The organism is Rhizobium johnstonii 3841, from assembly GCF_000009265.1.
Taxonomy (GTDB): Bacteria; Pseudomonadota; Alphaproteobacteria; order Rhizobiales; family Rhizobiaceae; genus Rhizobium; species Rhizobium acaciae.
The window spans coordinates 312,153-332,009 of record NC_008378.1; the positions used below are offsets into that span (position 1 = coordinate 312,153).

General features: G+C 61.4%; 18 protein-coding genes. 9 read left to right on the forward strand and 9 right to left on the reverse strand.

From position 1 onward, the window contains the following. Nucleotides 1-20: 20 nt before the first annotated feature. Nucleotides 21-1,247: an MFS transporter gene (locus RL_RS34400; protein WP_011649069.1), complete on the reverse strand. Its 1,227-nt coding sequence runs from the start codon at nucleotides 1,245-1,247 to the stop codon at nucleotides 21-23. A gap of 119 nt (nucleotides 1,248-1,366) precedes the next feature. Here RL_RS34400 and RL_RS34405 point away from each other — a divergent pair, with 119 nt between their 5' ends. Beyond that, the gene (locus tag RL_RS34405; protein ID WP_011649070.1) at nucleotides 1,367-1,966 is read left to right on the forward strand and encodes a TetR/AcrR family transcriptional regulator; all 600 of its coding nucleotides are present in this window, start codon (nucleotides 1,367-1,369) and stop codon (nucleotides 1,964-1,966) included. A 180-nt stretch (nucleotides 1,967-2,146) separates the two neighbouring features. After that, complete coding sequence (locus RL_RS34410; protein WP_011649071.1) at nucleotides 2,147-3,484, forward strand: epoxide hydrolase family protein; 1,338 nt, start codon at nucleotides 2,147-2,149, stop codon at nucleotides 3,482-3,484. A 123-nt stretch (nucleotides 3,485-3,607) separates the two neighbouring features. Here the strand turns inward: RL_RS34410 and RL_RS34415 are convergent, their stop codons facing one another. Genes RL_RS34415 through paoA form a run of 5 tightly spaced genes read right to left on the reverse strand, consistent with a single transcriptional unit; the run spans nucleotide 3,608 to nucleotide 8,993 of the window. After that, nucleotides 3,608-4,219: a nucleotidyltransferase family protein gene (locus RL_RS34415; protein ID WP_041936991.1), complete on the reverse strand. Its 612-nt coding sequence runs from the start codon at nucleotides 4,217-4,219 to the stop codon at nucleotides 3,608-3,610. Continuing rightward, nucleotides 4,212-5,141 (reverse strand): XdhC family protein, encoded by a 930-nt coding sequence (locus RL_RS34420; RefSeq protein ID WP_011649073.1) that lies wholly within the window; start codon nucleotides 5,139-5,141, stop codon nucleotides 4,212-4,214. The genes RL_RS34415 and RL_RS34420 overlap by 8 nt, the downstream gene beginning before the upstream one ends. A 55-nt stretch (nucleotides 5,142-5,196) precedes the next feature. After that, a complete protein-coding gene (gene paoC, locus RL_RS34425; RefSeq protein WP_011649074.1) occupies nucleotides 5,197-7,395 on the reverse strand; it encodes an aldehyde oxidoreductase molybdenum-binding subunit PaoC in 2,199 nt (732 codons plus the stop codon). A gap of 3 nt (nucleotides 7,396-7,398) precedes the next feature. After that, entirely contained in the window at nucleotides 7,399-8,349 is a 951-nt protein-coding gene (locus RL_RS34430) for an FAD binding domain-containing protein (RefSeq protein WP_011649075.1), read from the reverse strand. Then, the gene (gene paoA, locus RL_RS34435) at nucleotides 8,346-8,993 is read right to left on the reverse strand and encodes an aldehyde dehydrogenase iron-sulfur subunit PaoA (protein WP_011649076.1); all 648 of its coding nucleotides are present in this window, start codon (nucleotides 8,991-8,993) and stop codon (nucleotides 8,346-8,348) included. The genes RL_RS34430 and paoA overlap by 4 nt, the downstream gene beginning before the upstream one ends. A 234-nt stretch (nucleotides 8,994-9,227) precedes the next feature. On the opposite strand from paoA, the gene RL_RS34440 reads away from it, so the two are divergent. After that, the gene (locus RL_RS34440) at nucleotides 9,228-10,094 is read left to right on the forward strand and encodes a creatininase family protein (RefSeq protein ID WP_173364464.1); all 867 of its coding nucleotides are present in this window, start codon (nucleotides 9,228-9,230) and stop codon (nucleotides 10,092-10,094) included. Here the strand turns inward: RL_RS34440 and RL_RS34445 are convergent. Beyond that, nucleotides 10,057-11,046, reverse strand: coding sequence for a LysR family transcriptional regulator (locus RL_RS34445; RefSeq protein ID WP_011649078.1), 990 nt, complete (start codon nucleotides 11,044-11,046; stop codon nucleotides 10,057-10,059). The two genes, RL_RS34440 and RL_RS34445, sit on opposite strands and share 38 nt — an antisense overlap. A gap of 183 nt (nucleotides 11,047-11,229) precedes the next feature. Here RL_RS34445 and RL_RS34450 point away from each other — a divergent pair, with 183 nt between their 5' ends. From RL_RS34450 to RL_RS34475, 6 genes are all read left to right on the forward strand, one after another. Continuing rightward, nucleotides 11,230-12,246: an ABC transporter substrate-binding protein gene (locus RL_RS34450; protein WP_011649079.1), complete on the forward strand. Its 1,017-nt coding sequence runs from the start codon at nucleotides 11,230-11,232 to the stop codon at nucleotides 12,244-12,246. A 74-nt stretch (nucleotides 12,247-12,320) separates the two neighbouring features. After that, the gene (locus tag RL_RS34455; RefSeq protein ID WP_011649080.1) at nucleotides 12,321-13,145 is read left to right on the forward strand and encodes an ABC transporter ATP-binding protein; all 825 of its coding nucleotides are present in this window, start codon (nucleotides 12,321-12,323) and stop codon (nucleotides 13,143-13,145) included. After that, a complete protein-coding gene (locus tag RL_RS34460) occupies nucleotides 13,145-13,987 on the forward strand; it encodes an ABC transporter permease (RefSeq protein WP_041936993.1) in 843 nt (280 codons plus the stop codon). The genes RL_RS34455 and RL_RS34460 overlap by 1 nt, the downstream gene beginning before the upstream one ends. Further along, a complete protein-coding gene (locus RL_RS34465) occupies nucleotides 13,987-15,300 on the forward strand; it encodes a cytosine deaminase (protein WP_011649082.1) in 1,314 nt (437 codons plus the stop codon). The genes RL_RS34460 and RL_RS34465 overlap by 1 nt, the downstream gene beginning before the upstream one ends. Nucleotide 15,301: 1 nt before the next feature. Further along, nucleotides 15,302-16,711 carry an FAD-binding oxidoreductase gene (locus RL_RS34470; protein ID WP_011649083.1) on the forward strand — a complete coding sequence of 470 codons (1,410 nt, stop codon included), beginning with the start codon at nucleotides 15,302-15,304 and terminating at the stop codon, nucleotides 16,709-16,711. Next, nucleotides 16,708-17,289 carry an NAD(P)H-dependent oxidoreductase gene (locus RL_RS34475; RefSeq protein WP_011649084.1) on the forward strand — a complete coding sequence of 194 codons (582 nt, stop codon included), beginning with the start codon at nucleotides 16,708-16,710 and terminating at the stop codon, nucleotides 17,287-17,289. The genes RL_RS34470 and RL_RS34475 overlap by 4 nt, the downstream gene beginning before the upstream one ends. On the opposite strand, the gene RL_RS34480 is transcribed toward RL_RS34475, so the two are convergent. Then, nucleotides 17,286-17,675, reverse strand: a complete 390-nt coding sequence (locus RL_RS34480) for a RidA family protein (RefSeq protein ID WP_028742414.1) — start codon at nucleotides 17,673-17,675, stop codon at nucleotides 17,286-17,288. The two genes, RL_RS34475 and RL_RS34480, sit on opposite strands and share 4 nt — an antisense overlap. Before the next feature lie 194 nt (nucleotides 17,676-17,869). Next, nucleotides 17,870-19,747, reverse strand: coding sequence for a HAMP domain-containing methyl-accepting chemotaxis protein (locus RL_RS34485; protein ID WP_011649086.1), 1,878 nt, complete (start codon nucleotides 19,745-19,747; stop codon nucleotides 17,870-17,872). Nucleotides 19,748-19,857: the final 110 nt, after the last annotated feature.

The following is a 19,857-nucleotide window of genomic DNA, read 5'->3' on the forward strand; positions in this document are numbered from 1 at the left end:
CCTGTCTACCGCCCGCCCTGCTACTGCGCCGGCTCCAGCATGGCGCAATCTTCCCCGCCGGTGCACTCTCCCGAGAGGGTGCGCTGACCGAGCGCAATGATAAGGACGGTCGCGGCCCCGGCCGCCGCTGACACCCAGAATCCGCTCTGGGGACCGTAGCTGTCGACGACCCAGCCCGTGACGAAGGCGCCGAGCGCCATGCCGATGCCGATGCCGGTCATCACCCAGGTGACGCCTTCCGTCAGCACCGATTCCGGCACGCGACGCTCGATCAGTCCGAAGGCCGTTATAAATGTCGGCGAGATCGCGATGCCGCTGACGAAGACGGCGACAGCAAGCAGGGTTACCGAGCTGCCGGCGACGAGCAGCGGCAGCGAGGTCAGTGCGAGGATCGCAACAGCGATCAGCAGCTGACGATGCAGGGGGATACGCAGATTAAGCGCGCCGAGGGTCAGACCCACTAGGAAGGAACCGAGGGCATAGACACCGATCACCAGGCTTGCCGCATTCGGCTGACCAAGCTCCTTGGTGATGGCGACAACACTCACTTCAGCGGTTGCGAAGATCGCGCCGACGAAGATCAGCGCGAGCGTGATGATCTGCACCGGACGCTGGCGGATGGCGGAGCCAACCGCAGCCGCGCCGGCGACATGACGCACCTTCGGCTCGGTGCCGCGCTGCACGATGAAGGCGGCCGTCCCGAGCGCCAGAAAAGCTGTGCTCACCATCATGCCGGCTTCCGGGAATAGGGCGACGGCCAGCCCGACCGACAGCGAGGCGCCGGCGATATAGACCAGTTCGTCCGCGGCACTTTCGAACGCGAAGGCGGTGTTGAGCTCGGGCCGGTTGCGAAAGAGCTCCGTCCAGCGCGCCCGCATCAGCGCCGGAATGCTTGGCATGGCTGCCGCGAGGAAGGCTGAGGCAAAGAGTGTCCACACCGGCCAGTTCTGGTTGGTCGCGGCGATCAGCGCGATAAACGCCAGCACGGATACGATGGTTGTGGGAACGACGACTGCCGTCTGGCCCAGCCGGTCGACCGCTCGCGAAATCTGCGGCGAGATCACCGCATTGGTGAGCGCATAGGTCGCCGACACGGCGCCCGCCAGCCAATATTCGCCATGTGCCTGGGAGAGCATGGCAACGATGCCGATCGGCGCCATGGCGATGGGAAGGCGTGCGAAAAAGCCGGCTGCGGAGAAGCCCTTGGCCCCAGGTGCCGCGAATATTTGTTTATACGGATTTGACATGGGACGACCCTTCCAGCTATCGGATAGAACACTCATATACGGAGCGTATGTGTTTAGATAATGCATACGTCACGTATGTCAATGAAAAAAGATACGCGGCGTATGCCAATGGAGAAGCCATGCGCAAACCGCGCCAGGAGATGATCGCAGAGACCCGCGGCAAGCTTATCGCAGCCGGGCGGCGCGCCTTTGGCACGATCGGCTACGCGGAAGCGTCGATGGACGATTTCACCGGCGAAGCGGGACTGACGCGAGGGGCCCTCTATCACCACTTCGGTGACAAGAGAGGCCTGCTCCAGGCCGTCATCATCGAAATCGACGCGGAAATGACGGAACGGCTGAACGAGGTCTCGGCCGCCGCTCCGACGCGCTGGCAGGGCTTTGTCGACGAGTGCTCCGCTTATATCGAAATGGCGCTTGAGCCCGAAATCCAGCGTATCATGTTTCGCGATGGCCCGGCTGTACTCGGCGACATCTCGCAATGGCAGAACACCCCCGGCTGTATCGCCGCCCTCTCCCGCAGCCTCGACCGTCTCAAGGCCGATGGCGAGATTATCGACATCGACACCGAAACCGCCGCTCGCCTTATCAATGGCGCCAGCAGCCATATGGCGCTTTGGATCGCCAATGCCGAGAATCCGGAGGCGGTTTCGAAGCGGGCGGTTGCGGGGTTCAAGGCTATGCTGGGCAGCCTCCGCAGGCAGCAACGAGGTGTTTGATTTTCTATTCAGGCGCCGTGGGGGTCGGTCCTCGACGATCGCGTTCCCGCCCCTCTCTAGCCGCCACTCCACACTCTGATACGTTTTTGGCATTTCCTGAAACATGCCAGATACGCAGACCCGTCAGACATCACTCCGTCACGAAATGTCGCCTCGGGCGACAAGAACATGGAGTGCCTCATGAAGAAGTTTGACAATATTCTCGCCTGGCGCCGGCTTGCCCGCGGAGCAATGGTGATGGCGGTTGGACCGATGTTGCTGTTCCCAGCCGGTTACCTTGTGCCAGCGAGTGCCGCCGACGTCACATCGGACGGGCCGGCGACGCCGATCGAGGCCGACGAAACGATCCGCCCGTTCCAGATCCACGTTCCGCAGTCACAGCTTGACGATCTGCGCAAGCGCATTGCCGAAGCGCGTTGGCCAGATAAGGAAACCGTGAGCGACACCTCGCAAGGCATCCAGCTTTCGCGCGTCCAGGATCTGGTCCGTTACTGGGGCACTGATTACGATTGGCGCAAAGCCGAGGCGGAGCTCAATGCACTTCCGGAATTCATCACGACGATCGACGGGGTCGATATCCAGTTCATCCATGTGCGATCGCGTCATCCCAACGCCCTTCCGGTCATTCTGACCCATGGTTGGCCGGGTTCGACCTTCGAGTTCATCAAGGCGATCGGCCCTCTTACCGATCCGACTGCTTATGGCGGTAAAGCGGAGGACGCATTTGACGTGGTCATTCCTTCCATCCCCGGCTACGGCTTTTCGGGTAAGCCGACGGAGCTTGGCTGGGGCCCCGACCGCGTTGCGCGGGCATGGGACATCCTGATGAAGCGGCTCGGCTATGCGCACTACGTTTCCCAGGGTGGCGACCATGGTTCCGTTATCTCCGACGCGCTGGCGCGCCAGGCACCGAAGGGCCTGCTTGGTATCCATCTCAACATGCCGGCGACCGTTCCGGGCAATCTCACCAAGGCGATCAACAGTGGAGACCCGGCTCCTGCGGGACTGTCGGCGCTCGAGCGGGATGCCTATGAATCGTTGAGCACCTTCTTCGGCCGGAATGCGGCCTACGGGGCCGTGATGGTGACGCGTCCGCAGACGATCGGCTACTCGCTTTCCGACTCACCGTCGGGACTGGCTGCCTGGATCTACGAAAAATTTGCTCAATGGAGCGACAGCGAGGGCATTCCCGAGCGCGTTTTTTCCAAGGACGAAATGCTGAATGACATCACATTGTACTGGCTGACCAACACGGGGGCATCCTCGTCGCGGTTCTATTGGGAGAACAACAACAACAACTTCAGCTCAGACGCGCAGAAGACCAAAGAGATCAAGATCCCGGTGGCAATCAGCGTATTCCCAAAGGAGATCTACCAGGCGCCGGAGAGTTGGAGCAAGGAGGCCTACCCCACGCTGCATTACTACCACCGTGTCGATATGGGCGGTCACTTCGCCGCCTGGGAACAGCCCCAGCTTTTCGCTGAGGAACTGCGAGAGGCATTCAGGTCGGTGCGTTGATACATCGGCTGCAGAATGACGGCTTGGCATATCCGCGGCTGAGAGTGGCGAATTCAAAGCCGCGGAGAATCCAGCTCGAACCGTTTCATCAAATCTTCCTCATCCCACTGTATTTTCCGCGGGTTAGTTCATTGCGCCACCAGCGGCCAATACCTCTTCCTGCGTGTCGAGGTCGAGCAGGGCCGCGTCGCCAACATCGACATCGCGCACGGGCAGGGCTGATGTGGCGATGATATCACGGGCGCCGACATCGCCTTCAAGTCTAAGGACTGCCTGATTGAGAGAACGTGGCAGGATAATGGGATTGCCGGGTTTGCCGTGTGAGACGGCGCGCACGACGGCCTCGCCGCCGGCGTTGCGAAAGGCGGAAATCAGAGCATCGAGATGCGCCGTGGAAATGCCGGGCATATCGGCCAGCATGACGAGAATGCCTTCGGCGCTGTCAGCGTCCCTCGATGAGAATCCTGCTTTGAGCGAGCTCGCCATGCCGCTGGCGTAATCGGGATTATCGATGAAAGTCAGAGCGAGCCCATCGAGCGCGGCCTCGATCTCGCTCCTGCGATGGCCCGTGACGACAATAACGGAGGCTGCATCCGCAGCGAGTGCGGTCAATGCCGACCGCCGCACGAGCGGCACGCCGTCGAATTCGGCCAGCAGCTTGTGCCTCCCACCCTCACCCATCCGGCTTGCCTTGCCGGCAGCGAGAATGACGATCGCGACTGACGCCTCACGCATAAGCCACCAGTCTTGCCGCGGCGACATCCGCCAGAACAGACAGGGCGAGCGAGGTTGCATCTCGCGTCGGGCCGAACATCCCGATGGGCGCCTTGATGCGACCGATATCATCCTTTCCGAAAGCCATGGCTGTCAACCGCTCGACACGCCGATGATGCGTCCGGGTGCTGCCGAGCGCGCCGATATAAAAGGCGGGTGAGTGAAGCGCGGTCTCGAGAATGGCGGCTTCGGCGTCGAGGTCATGATGCAGGAGCACGACGGCCGTGAAGGGGTCGATGATGTCGGCTGCGACCTTGGCCCCCTCGTCCTGCCCCCTGACGATCACGTCGTAGGCGGAAGCCTCGGCCAGTCGTGCGACGGCCTGCGCTTCGATGGTCCGCCCGGAAAGGACAATGCGGGTACGGGGACGGTAGACGGTCAGAAAATCTCGCTCGTGCCAGCACGCCCGTGGCAGTGGGTCTACCGCTTCGAGCGTCTGCCGCTCCGGCGAATATGCAAGGCCGGCTGCCTGCCTGCGTTCGAGACGATCAAGAACATGCTGCAAAGCTCCGACATCTTTGAGGACATGGATTGCAACAGCGATCCCGCCGCCGCAGGGAAGGACAATGTCGAAGAAGGGAGAGCCGTCGCCGAACTTGACCGTGCGGTCCCGTCCTTCCGCCATTGCCAGAAGTGCTTCGGAAGCGACGGCGGCTTCGACGCATCCGCCGGAGACATAGCCGCAGAACCGCCCGTCTGCTGCAACGGCCATATGAGCGCCGAGCGCCCGCGCCGCTCCGCCCCGGATTTCGACGAGGGTGGCAAGTGCCGCCGCGCCGAGACCATGGGCGTCTATCGCGAAGCGAAGCAGTTCCGCCGGATCGTCGGTGGACGCGGCCCTGACGGGAATTGGCGCCGTGATGGGCGCAAGTGTCTGATCCATCGGAAATCCTACAGGAAGTGACGGGGGTCCGCTTTCGAGACCACCGCCGAAATAATCAGGCCACATCCGGCAAGCCACCGATGAGCTTGTCAAGTGTCAGCGGATAGTGCCGGACCCTGACGCCGGTCGCGTTATAGACGGCGTTGGCGATTGCTGCCGCGACGCCGCAAAGGCCAAGCTCGCCGACGCCCTTTGCCTTCATCGGCGAGGACATCGGATCGGTCTCGTCCATGAAGATCACCTCCTGGTGCGGAATGTCGGCATGCACCGCCACTTCATAGCTGGCGAGATCGTGGTTGACGAAGAAGCCGCGACGGGTGTCGACCGCCAATTCCTCGGACAGCGCGCCGCCCGCCCCCATCGTCATCGCGCCGATGACCTGGCTTCGGGCGGTGATCGGATTAAGGATTCTTCCCGCCGCACAGACTGCGAGCATCCTGCGGATCCGGCTTTCCCCAGTGGCAATGTCGACGCCAACCTCGACGAAGTGCGCGCCGAATGTCGATTGCTGATGCGTTTCGGTGAGCTCGCCCCACTTGATGGTGTCTTCGCCGACAAGGCCATCCGGACCGGCGGCTTCGGCAAGAGGCACCGAACGATTGCCCGAGCGGACCTCGCCATTCTCGAAGACGATGTCTTCGGAGTTGAAGCCGAGCTTCTTGGCGATGGCCTCACGCAGCTTGACACAGGCTGCGTAGACGCCAGACGTGGAAGAGTTCGCACCGAACTGTCCGCCGGAACCCGCAGAAACCGGAAAACGCGAGTCGCCGAGTTGGACGGCGACCTTGTCGATCGTGACCCCCATCATCTCGGCCGCCGTCTGGGCGATGATCGTGTAGCTGCCGGTTCCGATGTCGGTCATGTCGGTTTCCACAGTCACGACGCCTTCCCGGTCGAGCTTTACCCGGGCTCCGGAGGGAAGGACGAGGTTGTTGCGGAAGGCAACGGCGACGCCCATGCCGACCAGCCAGCTGCCATCCCGTCTGGAACCCGGCTTTCCTCTTTCACGCCAGCCAAACCGCTCCGCACCTAGTGTGAGGCAGCCGACGAGATTGCGCTGGGAAAAAGGCCGCTGCGGCTTTTCCGGATCGACCTGCGTGTCGTTGACGATCCGAAATTGTACAGGATCGATCCCAACTTTTTCGGCAATCTCGTCGATGGCGATTTCGAGCGCCATCAGTCCGGGGGCTTCGCCCGGAGCGCGCATGGCATTGCCCTCCGGGAGATGAAGCGTCGCAAGACGCATTGCGGTCATCCGGTTTGCACCCGCATAGAGGAGCCGCGTCTGGTTGACGGCGGTCTCCAGTCCGCCGCCCGGAAGGTCGCCGGACCAGCTTTCGTGCGCAATGGCAGTGATCTTGCCGTCACGCTCGGTTCCAATGCGGATCCGCTGGATCGTCGCCGGCCGATGGGTGGTGTTGTTTATCAGGAGGGGGCGAGGCAAGGCGACCTTGACGGGCCGCTTGACCGCACGCGCACCGACAACGGCCAGCACGGCATCCGCCCGCAGGAACAGCTTGCCGCCGAAGCCGCCGCCGATGAACGGCGACATGAGGTGGATATTCTCCTTGTCGATGTCGAGCGTCGTTGCAAGGTCGGAGCGCCACCAGTCGATCATCTGGCTGGAGGTCCAGACGGTCACCTCGTCGCCGTTCCAGGCTGCGATCGATGCGTGCGGCTCCATCATCGCATGCGACTGGTCGGGCGTCGTGTAAGACGCGTCGACAGTGACGGGAGCTGACCTGAAGGCAGCCTCGAAGTCGCCGACCGCTGTATCGGGCTGCTGAGATTCATCCGGCTTGACGGCTGAATCCTTTGCCTGACCGAGATCGAACACACCCTTTTCTTCGGCATAGTCGACCTTGACCAGGGAGGCTGCGGCGCGTGCCTGCTCGAAGGTCTCGGCGACGACGACCGCGATTGCCTGGTGATAGTGCTGAACCTCGTCGCCACCGAAAAGCTTGGCGGTGTTGAACCTGCCCTTCTTCCGCTCGCCGATATCGAGCGTCGTCACGACGGCAAGCACGCCCGGAGCCTTTTTGGCGGCGGAAACGTCCATGGACGTGATGCGGCCCTTGGCGATGGCCGCGCCAACGGGATAACCGTAGGCGTAGGACATATTCGGATCGTGCCACTCATAGGCGTACATCGCGCGGCCGGTCGTCTTGAGCTGACCATCGATGCGGTGGATCGGCTGGCCGACGACCTTCAGATTGTCGATCGGGTTGGTTGTCGCTGGCGTATCGAACTGCATGGCTCAACCCCTTGCTTCGGCAATGACCGCGCCGAGCGTGCGCTCGACCAGGTCGACCTTGAAACGGTTCTGTTCGGTCGGGTGCGCGCCGGCAAGAAGCACGCCTGCCACCGCCCGCGCGCCTTTCGGCAGCTCGGCTTCGGCGGCCTCGATGCGCCACGGTTTGTGGGCGACGCCGCCGACGGCGAGACGTCCTGTCCCATCCGGCTGGATCACGGCTCCGACCGAGACCAGCGCAAAGGCATAGGAGGCGCGGTCTCGCACCTTGCGATAGATGTGCTTGCCGCCGATCGGGGGTGGCAGCAGGACCGCCGTGATCAACTCGCCGCGCTCAAGAACGGTTTCGATATCAGGCGTGTCGCCGGGCAACCGATGAAAGTCGGCGATCGCAATCGCGCGGCGACTTCCGTCGGCCTTGACCGTTTCCACAACAGCATCGAGCGCCCGCATGGCGATGGCCATGTCACTCGGGTGAGTGGCGATGCAAGCTTCGCTGGTGCCGACGACGGCATGCTGGCGGCTGAAGCCGCCGATGGCGGAACAGCCGCTGCCCGGCTGCCGCTTGTTGCACGGCTGGTTCGGGTCATAGAAATAAGGACAGCGCGTGCGCTGCAGGAGGTTGCCGGCCGTCGTCGCCTTGTTGCGCAGTTGCCCGGAGGCGCCCGCGACAAGCGCCCTGGAGATCAGGCTGTAGTCGCGGCGAACGGTCTCATGAGCTGCAAGATCGGTGTTGCGGACCAAGGCGCCGATGCGCAGCCCGCCCTGCGGCGTGGGTTCGATCTTGTCGAGGCCGACACCGTTGACATCGATCAGATGCGTTGGCGTTTCGATCTCGAGCTTCATCAGGTCGAGGAGGTTGGTGCCGCCGGCGATGAACTTGGTTTCAGGATTGGAGGCTGCCGCCTTGGCCGCGGCCTCGACGGACGAGGCACGTTCATAAGTGAAGGCTCTCATGCTTTAATCCCCGCGACTTCCGAAATGGCATCGATAATGTTGGAATAGGCGCCGCATCGACAGATATTGCCGCTCATGCGTTCGCGGATCTCGGCCGCAGTGACGGCCGCCTGAGCCGTAAGATCGCCGGTGACGTGGCTCGGTATATTCGCCTTGATCTCCTCGAGCACCGCCACGGAGGAACAGATCTGTCCCGGCGTGCAGTAGCCGCACTGGAAGCCGTCATGCTTGACGAAGGCCGCCTGCATCGGATGAAGGTTTTCAGGCTGGCCGAGGCCCTCGATCGTGGTGATTTGATCGCCTTCGTGCATGACCGCCAGCGTCAGGCAGGAATTGATGCGGTGGCCGTCGACCATGACGGTGCATGCACCGCATTGGCCGTGGTCGCATCCCTTTTTCGTGCCTGTGAGATGTAGGTGCTCGCGCAACGCGTCGAGCAGCGACGTTCTGTTGTCGACCTCGAGATCGCGCTTCTCACCGTTAACCGCGAAGGAAACCTTGGATGTATAGGCCATGTCATTTCCTGGGGACTGTGCCGCCGCGGGCGCGACGGCTGCGGTGACCGCAATCGTTGCGGCCGACGAGATAAGTAGATCTCGACGGGAAAGTTCCAGTTGTGTCTGGCTTGGCATGAACTGTTCCACCTTGCTCGTTGGACATAGGCGCGCGTCAACGCCGTCTGCTGAGGTAGTGCAACTCCGCCTCCTGATTAGACCCCTTCCGTTGCATACGGTTATCGATCTGGCTCATGAATTCCCCGAGCCGCGGTCATAAGATGCCGCGAGCCACAACATCAATGAAGTTGGCTTGGACGCGGAAGCGCCAGCGGAGCAACGCCCGCCGATGCGCGCGAAAAAAAGCAGCGCCATGCGCAAAAAATGATGCTTTTCGGGCTCATCATTATTCCCTACTCCCTATCGAAGCAGGTGACGAAAGGGGAAGACCGCATGCCCACGCCGTTTTACTGGAACGAGCTCAATACATATGATTTTGCCGGCCTCTCCCCCGAGACCACGATTGCTATTCTGCCCATCGCCTCGACGGAACAGCACGGCCCGCATCTGCCGATTGCAACGGATGTCGCCATCGCGACCGGCATGCTGGCGGAGCTGAAGAGGCAGCGGCCGGAGGATCTGGACATGCTGGTCCTTCCGACACAGGAGATCGGCAAGGCCAACGAACACATCTACGGCCCCGGCACGCTGTCGCTCGGTGCCGAGCTGCTCATCCCCGTCTGGACGGCGATCGGCGCAAAGGTTGCCGAAGCCGGGCTGCGGAAGATGGTGATCGTCAATTCCCACGGCGGCAATGTCGACATCATGAGCATCGTCGCGCGCGAACTGCGCGTGCACTATCAAATGGCGGTGGTCTCCACGCAATGGGGCCGTTTCGGCCACCCGGAAGGCATGGTCAGCGATCACGAGAGCAAATACGGCATCCACGGCGGCGATGTCGAGACGTCGTTGATGCTGCATTTCCGCCCCGAACTGGTGCGGATGGACAAGGCCCAGAACTTTGCCTCGAAGGCCGAAAGGATGCGGGAGCAATCCAGATTTCTTCAGCCTCTGCCGCCGCATTCGCTCGCCTGGATTGCGCATGACCTCAATCCCTTCGGCGTGGTCGGCGATGCCTCGATTGCCACTGCCGAAAAGGGCGAGGCGATCTGCCGCCATCAAGTCAAGGGGTTCGTCGAGCTGCTCCGGGACCTCAAGGCCTATCCGCTTTCGAATCTCTATGTGAAATAGGTTCAGCCGCCGGTTTCACATCCGGTGGGATATGACCCTTGGCCTGCAATTCCTGCACCAGGCCGAGCAGTTCAGCGAGCAGATATTCGACGAAAAGGCTGGTGGCCGCGTCGAGCGGCGCACGGGCGCGGGCAAACAGTTTCATCTGCTGGTAACGCGCATGCGGCTCGGCGATCGGCCGGAAGACGAGTTCACCGCGCCGGCATTCGGTGATGACGTCAAGCGGATTGAGCAGCGTCAGCCCCGTGCCGCATTTGACGAGCTGTTTCAGCATCTCCGATGCATTGGTTTCCAGCACCGGCTCGACCGAGATGGGCAGGCGCGCAAAAGCAAGGTTGATCACCTCGCGCAGGCTGGTGCCCGGCTGCGCCAGAACCAGTTTTTCCTGGGTGACATCGGCGAGGTTGATCGGCCCGGGACCGATCAGGTGATGCCCCGGCGGCAGCACGACACCGATCGGGATATCGAAATTTCCGAGCGTGCGGATGCCGGGCATGGCGGGGATGTTGAAGCCAAGACCGATATCCACCTCGCCTGATACAACGGGGCTGGCCGTCGTGCCGCCGGTGTCGTTGCGCAGCTGGACGAAAACGCGCGGATGTTCTGAAAGAAAGCGCGCGATGATTTCGGGCAGCGGTCCGGCGGCAAGCCCAACGGTGGTCACCATGCGCACCTTGCCTGCCTGCTGCATCTTGAGGCTGCGGATGCGCCCTTCCAGACGCTCGTAATTCTTCAGCACGTCCCGGATATGCTCGATGCAGAGTTCGCCGGCAGCCGTCAGCCGCAAGCCACGCGGCAGCCGCTCGAAAAGCGGCGCCCCGATCTCCTCCTCCAGCGCCAAAATCTGCCTGTTGACCGCCGATGACGCAACATTGAGGCGCGCGGCCGCCTTGCGGATCGAACCACAACGGGCAATCTCGTTGATGTAGAGAAGGCGTCTGGAGTGCAGCATGGTCTCTCCGATGCATAAATTTTGCGCAGAGCGCACAAATTATTTTCAGCTTTCCGACAGATGCCGAAAAGGCATCAATGCGCACGAATTTTGATGCTTTTCAAAGCGCATGGCAATGGCTCAAATTCCCTCAAAAGGAGGCCGAGCAAGGCCTCCCTCGGTCAAAAAGGGGAACTGCCGACCATGTTGAAAGCACAGACGAAGACGCAATTCCTGAGCTGCCTCGGCCTCGCTTCGATGCTTGCCGCCGCCTCGCCGGCGCTTGCCCTCGACAAGGTGAGCTATGGGACGAACTGGCTTGCCCAAGCGGAACATGGCGGCTTCTACCAAGCCGTCGCCGACGGTACCTATGCAAAATACGGCCTCGACGTCACCATCGTCCAGGGCGGCCCGAATGCTGCAAACAGCGCGCTCTTGATCTCCGGCAAGCTCGATTTCTACATGGGCGGCCCGCAGGGCGAAATATCCGCCGTCGAGCAGGGCATTCCGCTGGTCGATGTCGCCGCGATCTTCCAAAAGGATCCGCAGGTGCTGATCGCCCATCCGGACAACGGCGTCGACAAGTTCGAGGATCTCGCCAAGCTGAAAACGCTGTTCCTCAGCAAGGACGGCTACCTCACCTATTTCGAATGGATGAAGGCCAACTTCAAAGGCTTCAAGGACGAACAGTACAAGCCCTATAACTTCAGTCCCGCGCCCTTCCTCGCAGACAAGGACTCTGCCCAGCAGGGGTACCTGACCTCCGAACCTTACGAGATCCAGAAGCAGGCAGGCTTTGAGCCGAAGGTCTTCCTGCTCGCCGACAACGGCTACTCGCCCTATTCGACGATGATCACGACAACACAGGCGATGATCGACAGCAAGTCCGATGTCGTGCAGCGCTTCGTCGATGCCTCGATCGAGGGCTGGTACAACTACCTCCATGGCGACAACACCAAGGCGAACGAGCTGATCAAGAAGGATAATCCTGAAATGACGGATGGCCAGCTCGCCTATTCGATCGCCAAGATGAAGGAATACGGCATCATCGAATCCGGCGACAGCCTCGACAAGGGCATCGGCTGCATCACCGATGCGCACTACAAGACGTTCTTCAACGAGATGGTGGCGATCAAGGTCTTCAAGCCGGAGACGGATTACACCAAAGCGTTTACGACGAAGTTCGTCTGCAAGAGCACCGGCGTGGCACTGAAGAAATAGGCTTACCGCCGGCTCTCCTGGTCCGCCAATGAGGACGTGGCGGGCCGTATCCTCCCCGCATGAACGAGACAGCAATGCTCCCAGCAGACGCCCAGGCGGTATCCCCGAAAGAGACGCGCAAGCGGCCGCTTGTTATCATGCAATCGGTGTCGAAGATCTTCTCCAGCGGCACTGTCGCCCTTTCGCACATGTCGCTCACGGTCGAAAGCGGCGAGTTCGTCAGCCTGCTCGGCCCTTCCGGCTGCGGCAAGTCGACGGCGCTGCGCATCATCGCCGGTCTCGGCGATGTCACCTCGGGAACGATCGATTGGCCGAGTTCGCGCATCAATTCCAGAGGTCTGCCGGAGGGCGATATCGGCTTTGTCTTCCAGGAGCCGACGTTGATGCCCTGGAAGAACGTGTTCGACAATGTCCATCTGCCGCTGTGGTTGAGGCGCGTTTCGAAGGCAGCCGCGCATGATCAGATCATGGAAGTGCTAGCAACCGTCGGCCTTCAGGATTTTGCCAAGGCCTATCCGCGCGAACTTTCCGGCGGCATGAAGATGCGCGTCTCGATCGCCCGTGCGCTGGTGACGAAGCCGAAGCTGCTGCTGATGGACGAGCCTTTCGCCGCGCTCGATGAGATCACCCGTCAGAAGCTCAACGACGATGTGCTGCGGCTGTGGAAGGCGACCGGCATTACGGTGATTTTCGTGACGCATTCGGTCTTCGAGTCCGCCTATCTCTCGAACCGCATCGTCGTGATGAAGGCAAGGCCCGGGCGCGTGCATGCCGACGTCCCGCTGATCACCAGCCTCGAACGCGACGCGCACTACCGCACCTCGGAAGAATACCGCAAGGCCTGCGAAACGGTATCGCATTCGCTGATCGGGGCGATCAATTCGGCAGGGGATCATTGATGAGTGACGAAACAGACACATCGCCGCTGCTCGTTAAGGGTACCGCAAGCGCAACGCGCCGCGATCTTGCGCTGCGCATCGCCATCCCCTTCCTCGTCATCGCCCTGTTGATCCTTGTCTGGTACGCCTATGTGAAACTGTCCGGCGTGCCACCCTATATCCTGCCAGGACCGGCCGCTGTGGCAAACGCCTTCGTGACGGATTGGGGTACGCTGGCCCCTGCCCTCTGGGTCACCACCAAGATCACCTTCATGTCGCTGATGCTGGCGCTTGTCGGCGGCGTCGGCTTTGCGATCTTTCTCGTGCAGTCGCGCTGGGTCGAGCTTGCCTTCTATCCGCTTGCCGTCATCCTGCAGGTAACGCCGATCGTCGCCATCTCGCCGCTGATCCTGATCTATGCGCCGTCGACACAGGTCGCGCTGCTGATCTGCGCCTTCCTCGTCGCCTTTTTCCCGATCCTTTCGAACATGGTGCAGGGACTGAAGAGCGTCGACCACAATCTGATCAACCTCTTTGAACTCTACGGCGCCTCGCGATGGCAGACGTTGATCCATCTGAAGATCCCGGCCGCCCAGCCCTATTTCATGACCGGCCTTCGCATCGGCGGCGGGCTCGCACTGATCGCCGCTGTCGTCGCCGAATTTGCCGCGGGCTCGGCCGGTGCCGGATCCGGTCTCGCCTTCCGCCTGCTCGAAGCGCAGTACCGGATGAACATCCCGCGGCTCTTCGCAGCCCTCTTGATGCTCTCCATGCTTGGCGTAGCGATCTTCGGCCTCACCACACTCATCGCCTGGCTGAGCCTCCACCGCTGGCATGAGAGCAGCATCAAACGGGAAAACTGATGACCTATTCCTTCATATCCCCGCCGAATGCTGCCCGGTTCGTGCTGAGCAATGCGACAGTGCCCGCCGTCACCGTCGAGCATATCGACGTGCCGGTCACAGAAGGGCTGGCCACAGTCGATATCGTCATCAGCGACGGCATGATTGCCGCCATCCGGCCGGCCGGCGCCGCACCCGCCGATTATGCCAGGACCGATCTCAGGGACGGAATGGTCTGGCCGTGCTTTGCCGATATCCATACCCATCTCGACAAGGGCCATATCTGGCCGCGCCAGGCCAATCCCGACGGTAGCTTCATGGGTGCGCTCGATGCCGTCAGGGCCGACCGTGAAGCCAACTGGTCGGCGGCAGACGTCAAACGGCGCATGGAATTCTCGCTCCGCTCCGCCCATGCCCATGGCACCAGCCTGATCCGCACGCACCTCGATTCGCTTGCGCCCCAGCATCGCATCTCCTTCGAGGTCTTTGCCGAAATCCGGGATGCCTGGAAAGACAGGATCGCACTGCAAGCGGTCGCCCTCTTCCCGCTGGATGCCATGGCAGACAGCGCCTTCTTTGCCGATCTCGTCACAACAATCCGACAGACCGGCGGCCTGCTTGGCGGCGTCACCCGGATGGGGCCGGAGCTTGTCTGGCAGCTCGACATGCTCTTCAGGACTGCCGCAGAGCATGGCCTGGATATCGATCTGCATGTCGACGAGACGGATGATCGCGGTGCGGAAACACTGAAGGCAATTGCCGAGGCCGTGCTGCGCAACGGGTTCGAGGGCAAGGTGACCGCCGGCCATTGCTGCTCGCTCGCCCGCCAGGACGAAGACACCGCCGCGCGCACCGTCGAGTTGGTCGCCAAGGCAGGTATCGCGGTCATCGCGCTGCCGATGTGCAACATGTATCTGCAGGACCGCTATCCCGGCCGCACCCCGCGCTGGCGCGGTGTCACCCTGTTCAAGGAGCTGGTCGCCGCCGGTGTCGCGACCGCGGTCGCATCCGACAATACCCGTGATCCCTTCTATGCCTATGGCGATCTCGATCCGGTGGAGGTCTTCCGCGAGGCCGTGCGGATTCTGCATCTCGATCACCCGCTCGATACCGCCGCCCGTGTCGTCACCACCTCGCCCGCCGCCATCGTCGGGCGACCGGACAAGGGCCGTATCGCCGCCGGCGATCCCGCCGATCTCGTGCTCTTCAGCGCACGGCGCTGGAGTGAATTCCTGTCCCGTCCGCAGTCTGACCGCGTCGTGCTTCGCCGCGGCAAGGTGATCGACCGCAGTCTGCCGGATTACCGTGAACTCGATAGTGTCGTTGGAGCCTGACATGGCCGATTATCAGAAGATCAAAAAGGACCTCGAAGGCATCGCTGTCGAGGACAATCCGGCGCTGGTTCGCCAGAAGAGCCGGGATTTCTATTGGTACTCGCCGATCCTGAAGGCGCAGCTCGACAATGTTTCCGCCGATCTCGTCGTCACGCCGAAGACCGAGGAAGAGGTCATCCGGACGCTGAAGGTCGCCTATGCCCATGGCGTGCCGGTCACGCCGCGCGGCGCCGGCACCGGCAATTACGGCCAGGCCATGCCGCTTTCCGGCGGCATCGTGCTGAACCTTGCAGCTATGGACAAGATCAAAGAGATCCATCCCGGCCGCGTCGTCTGCGAACCGGGCATCGTACTTGCCCAACTCGACAAGCAGACCAAGGCCCATTCCGGCCAGGAGCTGCGCTTCCACCCCTCCACCGCCCAAACGGCGACGGTCGGCGGCTTCATTGCCGGCGGCTCGGGCGGCGTCGGCTCGATCACCTGGGGCGGCTTGCGCGACCTCGGCAATATCCTGCGCCTGCGCGTCGTCACGATGGAGGCCGAACCGCGCGTGCTCGACCTCACCGGCTGGGATCTCCAGAAGGTGAGCCACGCCTACGGCACCAACGGTATCATCACCGAGATCGAGATGCCGCTTGCGCCTGCCTATGACTGGGTCGATGTGCTCGTCGGCTATGACGACTTCATGGAAGCGGTGCGCTTTTCCGACGCGCTGGCGAAATGCAACGGCATCCTCGTCAAGGAGATCGCGCCGATCGCCGCTCCCATCCCTTACGACTATTTCACCCGCCACAAGCCCTACATCCGTCAGGGCCAGTCGATTGTCGTGCTGATGATCGCGCCGCACTCCATGGATGCCTTTCTTGCCTTCACGGCGGCGCAGAAGGGCGAGATCATGTTCCGCTCCGACAAGGTGGAAAGCATGCGCGGCATCCCGCACGCCTATGAGCTTGCCTGGAACCACACGACACTGCGTGCGCTGAAGGTCGACCCGAGCTTCACCTATCTGCAGGTGCAATATCCTGGACCCGATCATGTCGCCAAGGTCCGCAAGATGGTGGAGATCTTCGGTGACGAAGTGCCGGGTCATCTCGAATTCATCAAATTCGACGGCCAGATCCAGTGCTCGGGCCTGCCGCTGGTGCGCTATACCACCGAGGAGCGGCTGGAGGAGATCATCAAGATCCACCAGGATAATGGATGCCCGATCTTCAACCCGCACCGCTATACGCTCGAAGAAGGCGGCATGAAGCGGACCGATGCGGTGCAACTCGCCTTCAAGCAGGAAACCGATCCGAAGGGCCTGCTCAATCCCGGCAAGATGATCGCCTGGGAAAATCCCGATTTCGATTTCAACGCCGGCAAGAACTATCTCTTCCCCGGCCTGGCGGCCCTGATGGAGGCCTCATGAGGGTTCTCGTCCTCCACTCTCACCCGGTCGAGGAAAGTTATGGCAAGGCGCTTTACCGGCAAACCGTCGAGAGCCTGCAGAAGGCCGGGCATATGGTGGATGGCTGCGACCTCTATGAAGAGCGGTTCGATCCGGTGCTCTCGCGCCACGACCGGCTCGCCTATCACGACTATCCGGAAAATCTGAAGCTGGTGGAATCGCATGTCGAAAGGTTGAAGGCGGCCGAGGGGCTGGTGATCTGCACCCCGATCTGGAACTTCGGCTTTCCGGCGATCCTCAAGGGATATTTCGACCGAGTCTGGCTGCCGGGCGTTTCCTTCGAGCTGGTCAACGGCAAGGTGGAATCGCGGCTGCGCCACATCCGCAAGCTCGCAGCCGTCCTGACCTACGGCGCAACGCCCTTCCGGGCCTTCGCTGCCGGCAACCCTCCAAAGAAAATCGTCAAGCGCGTGCTGAGGGCGCAGATCAATCCAGTGAGGCCGGTGACGTTCCTGGCCCATTACGACATGAACAATTGCACGCCGGAAACGCGGGCAAAATTCCTCGCCCGCGTCGGAGGGGCGATGGAGCGCTTTTAGAAGATTTTCGCGGCCGTCACCTCGACTTCGACGAGGAACTCAGGGCGGGTAAAGCCGCCGATGACGAGCAAGGTGGAAACCGGCTTTGGATCGAGCGTATAGCGATCCCGCACGGCCATATAGGCCGGGAAATCCTCGCGGCGGGTGACGAAGCCCGAAATGCGGATGACATCGGCAAAACTCATCTCCGCCTCTTCGAGGATCGCCTTGATCGCCTCGAAGCAGAGCTCTGCCTGCGCGGTGATGTCGCTCGGAACAACATCGTCGAGACCGATACCAAGCTGGCCCGACGTGACCAGGAGCGATGCGCCGGGCGGCACGAGCAGGCCGTGATTGTAATTTCCAAAAGGCCGGCGCACCGAGGCCGGATTGAAGGTCTTCTTCATCGATCGCACTTAGTTTCCCATAGGTCCGCAGATCCCGCGACCGTACACGATGCGGCAGGATATGAGAATATCGCTGCCGCTCATGATGCCTTGCGACGAGTGATGCGGGACAACTGCTTTGGAGGGATCGAGCCGATGATCGCCCAGGCGCCAGGTCAATGTCTTTCGGTATCTTACCTGACGTCAGCCGCGCGTCATCTTTGCGTCACGCGCCGCGAAGCGACCAAGTGGATTGGCCTATTGCCTTCAAAGGCCCGCCCGCTGCGCTGCCCGTCCGCGGCACTTTTGTCGCCGTCCAATTGAAACTGGTTGACCAGATCCCGCAGGCGGCCCGCCTCGGAGGACAATGAGGCAACGGCAGCCGTCGACTGCTCGACCATTGCCGCGTTTTGCTGGGTCGCCTGGTCCATTTGATTGACGGCCGTGTTGATCTCGGCAAGTCCAGTCGACTGCTCGCGCGCCGATGTGGCAATCGCATCCATGAGTTGGTTGATATGGACAACGTACTCACCGATCGACTTGAGCGAGGTTCCGGTTTCAAGAACCAGTTTCACGCCATTTTCCACATCTGCTGATGACTTTTGAATAAAGCCTTTGATTTCCTTGGCCGCTTGAGCGGCACGCTGGGCGAGCTCACGGACTTCCTGGGCGACAACGGCAAAACCCTTGCCCGCCTCACCCGCACGGGCAGCCTCAACGCCGGCATTCAGCGCCAGGAGGTTCGTCTGAAAGGCGATTTCATCAATTGCACCGATGATGTTCGAAATCTGCTGTGAACTGTCCTCGATGCGTCGCATGGCCCCTTCCGCCTGCGAGACGACCGCTGCCGACCGCTGAGCACTGATATCGGCTTCTTTGGCGACATTGCGCGCCTCGTCGGTGCGTTTGGTCGCCATCGTCACATTCGACGTGATCTCTTCCAGGGCTGCGGCCGTCTCCTCGAGAGAGGCGGCTTGTTGTTCGGTACGCTTGGAAAGATCCTGCGCGGCAGATGCAATCTCACCGGTACCATTATCGATGCTGTACACCGTCTGCAGCACGGCGCCGATCGTCGCGCCCAATTGCCGGAGCGAAGCGTTAAAGTCTTCGCGCAAGGCTTCGTATTCGGCCGCAAATTGCTCCGAAAGCTGGAAGGATATGTCACCTGATGCAAGCCGCCGGAGGCCTTCGCCCAATGTCGTGGTCGCGAAGCGCAATTGTTCCGCCTCGCGTTCGGCGCGCTGCTGGGCTGCGGCGCGCGCTGCCTCGCTCTCGCTGCGGGATTCGGCGGCTTCCTTCTCGAGCCTGACGACGTTGAGGGCATTCTGACGAAAGATTTCAACCGCGCCGGCCATTTCGCCGACTTCGTCGGCGCGACCGGCATAGGGAATATCGCTGTCAAGATCGCCATCCGACAAGCGCCTCATGGCTGAGGCGATGCTTCGGATTGGGTTGGCGATGCCCGATATCGCAAATAAGATTCCGGCTACGGCAAGAAGCACTGCCAGCACTGCGATCGTGGCCGTCAGCATGAAAGCGGATTGCGCGGAAGCACCGCTCGCGGCCACAAAACCTTCGGCCTGGCCGAGAATGAAAGCGACCAGGTCCGCCACCGCCTTGTTGACCAGTTCCGCTTGTGGTTCCATATTTTCCTTGAAGAGGCGGATTGCTTCAGGCGTCTTCCCGTCATTTTCAAGCGCGATCATTTGCTCTGCCAGCGCGCGATATTTGGCGAGTTCCGGCTTCATCTGGTTGATCAGTTCGCGTCCACGCTCGGTGCGGACACCCCTTTCGTATTCGGTGACGACTTTCTCGACCGCGGCGCCGGCGGCATCGATTTTTTGTTGTCCAACCATCCGCTCCTCCGCCGTATCCTCCAGGAGGTACTGGGCATAGACCAGTTTCAGGTCGAGGAAGTCATCCTTGATCTCGCGAGCCGTCACAAGCCGCTGCATCCAGAAGGTCCCGATCTGCTCGGTATTGGCACGAAGCGTCGAAATCGTGCTCAGCGAGACATAGGACAGGCTAACCATGAACAGAGTGATGATCGACAGCTTTAAGATCAGGGCTTGCTTGATACTCGGGCGTTTCATGCGGGTCTCCTCGAAGATAGCTGGGACGAGCGGCGTGCCGGCTGATGTAAGATCTCGCACCGGATTCCATAATTTAGTATTAACTAAACAATGGTCCCGCCTCATTTGCG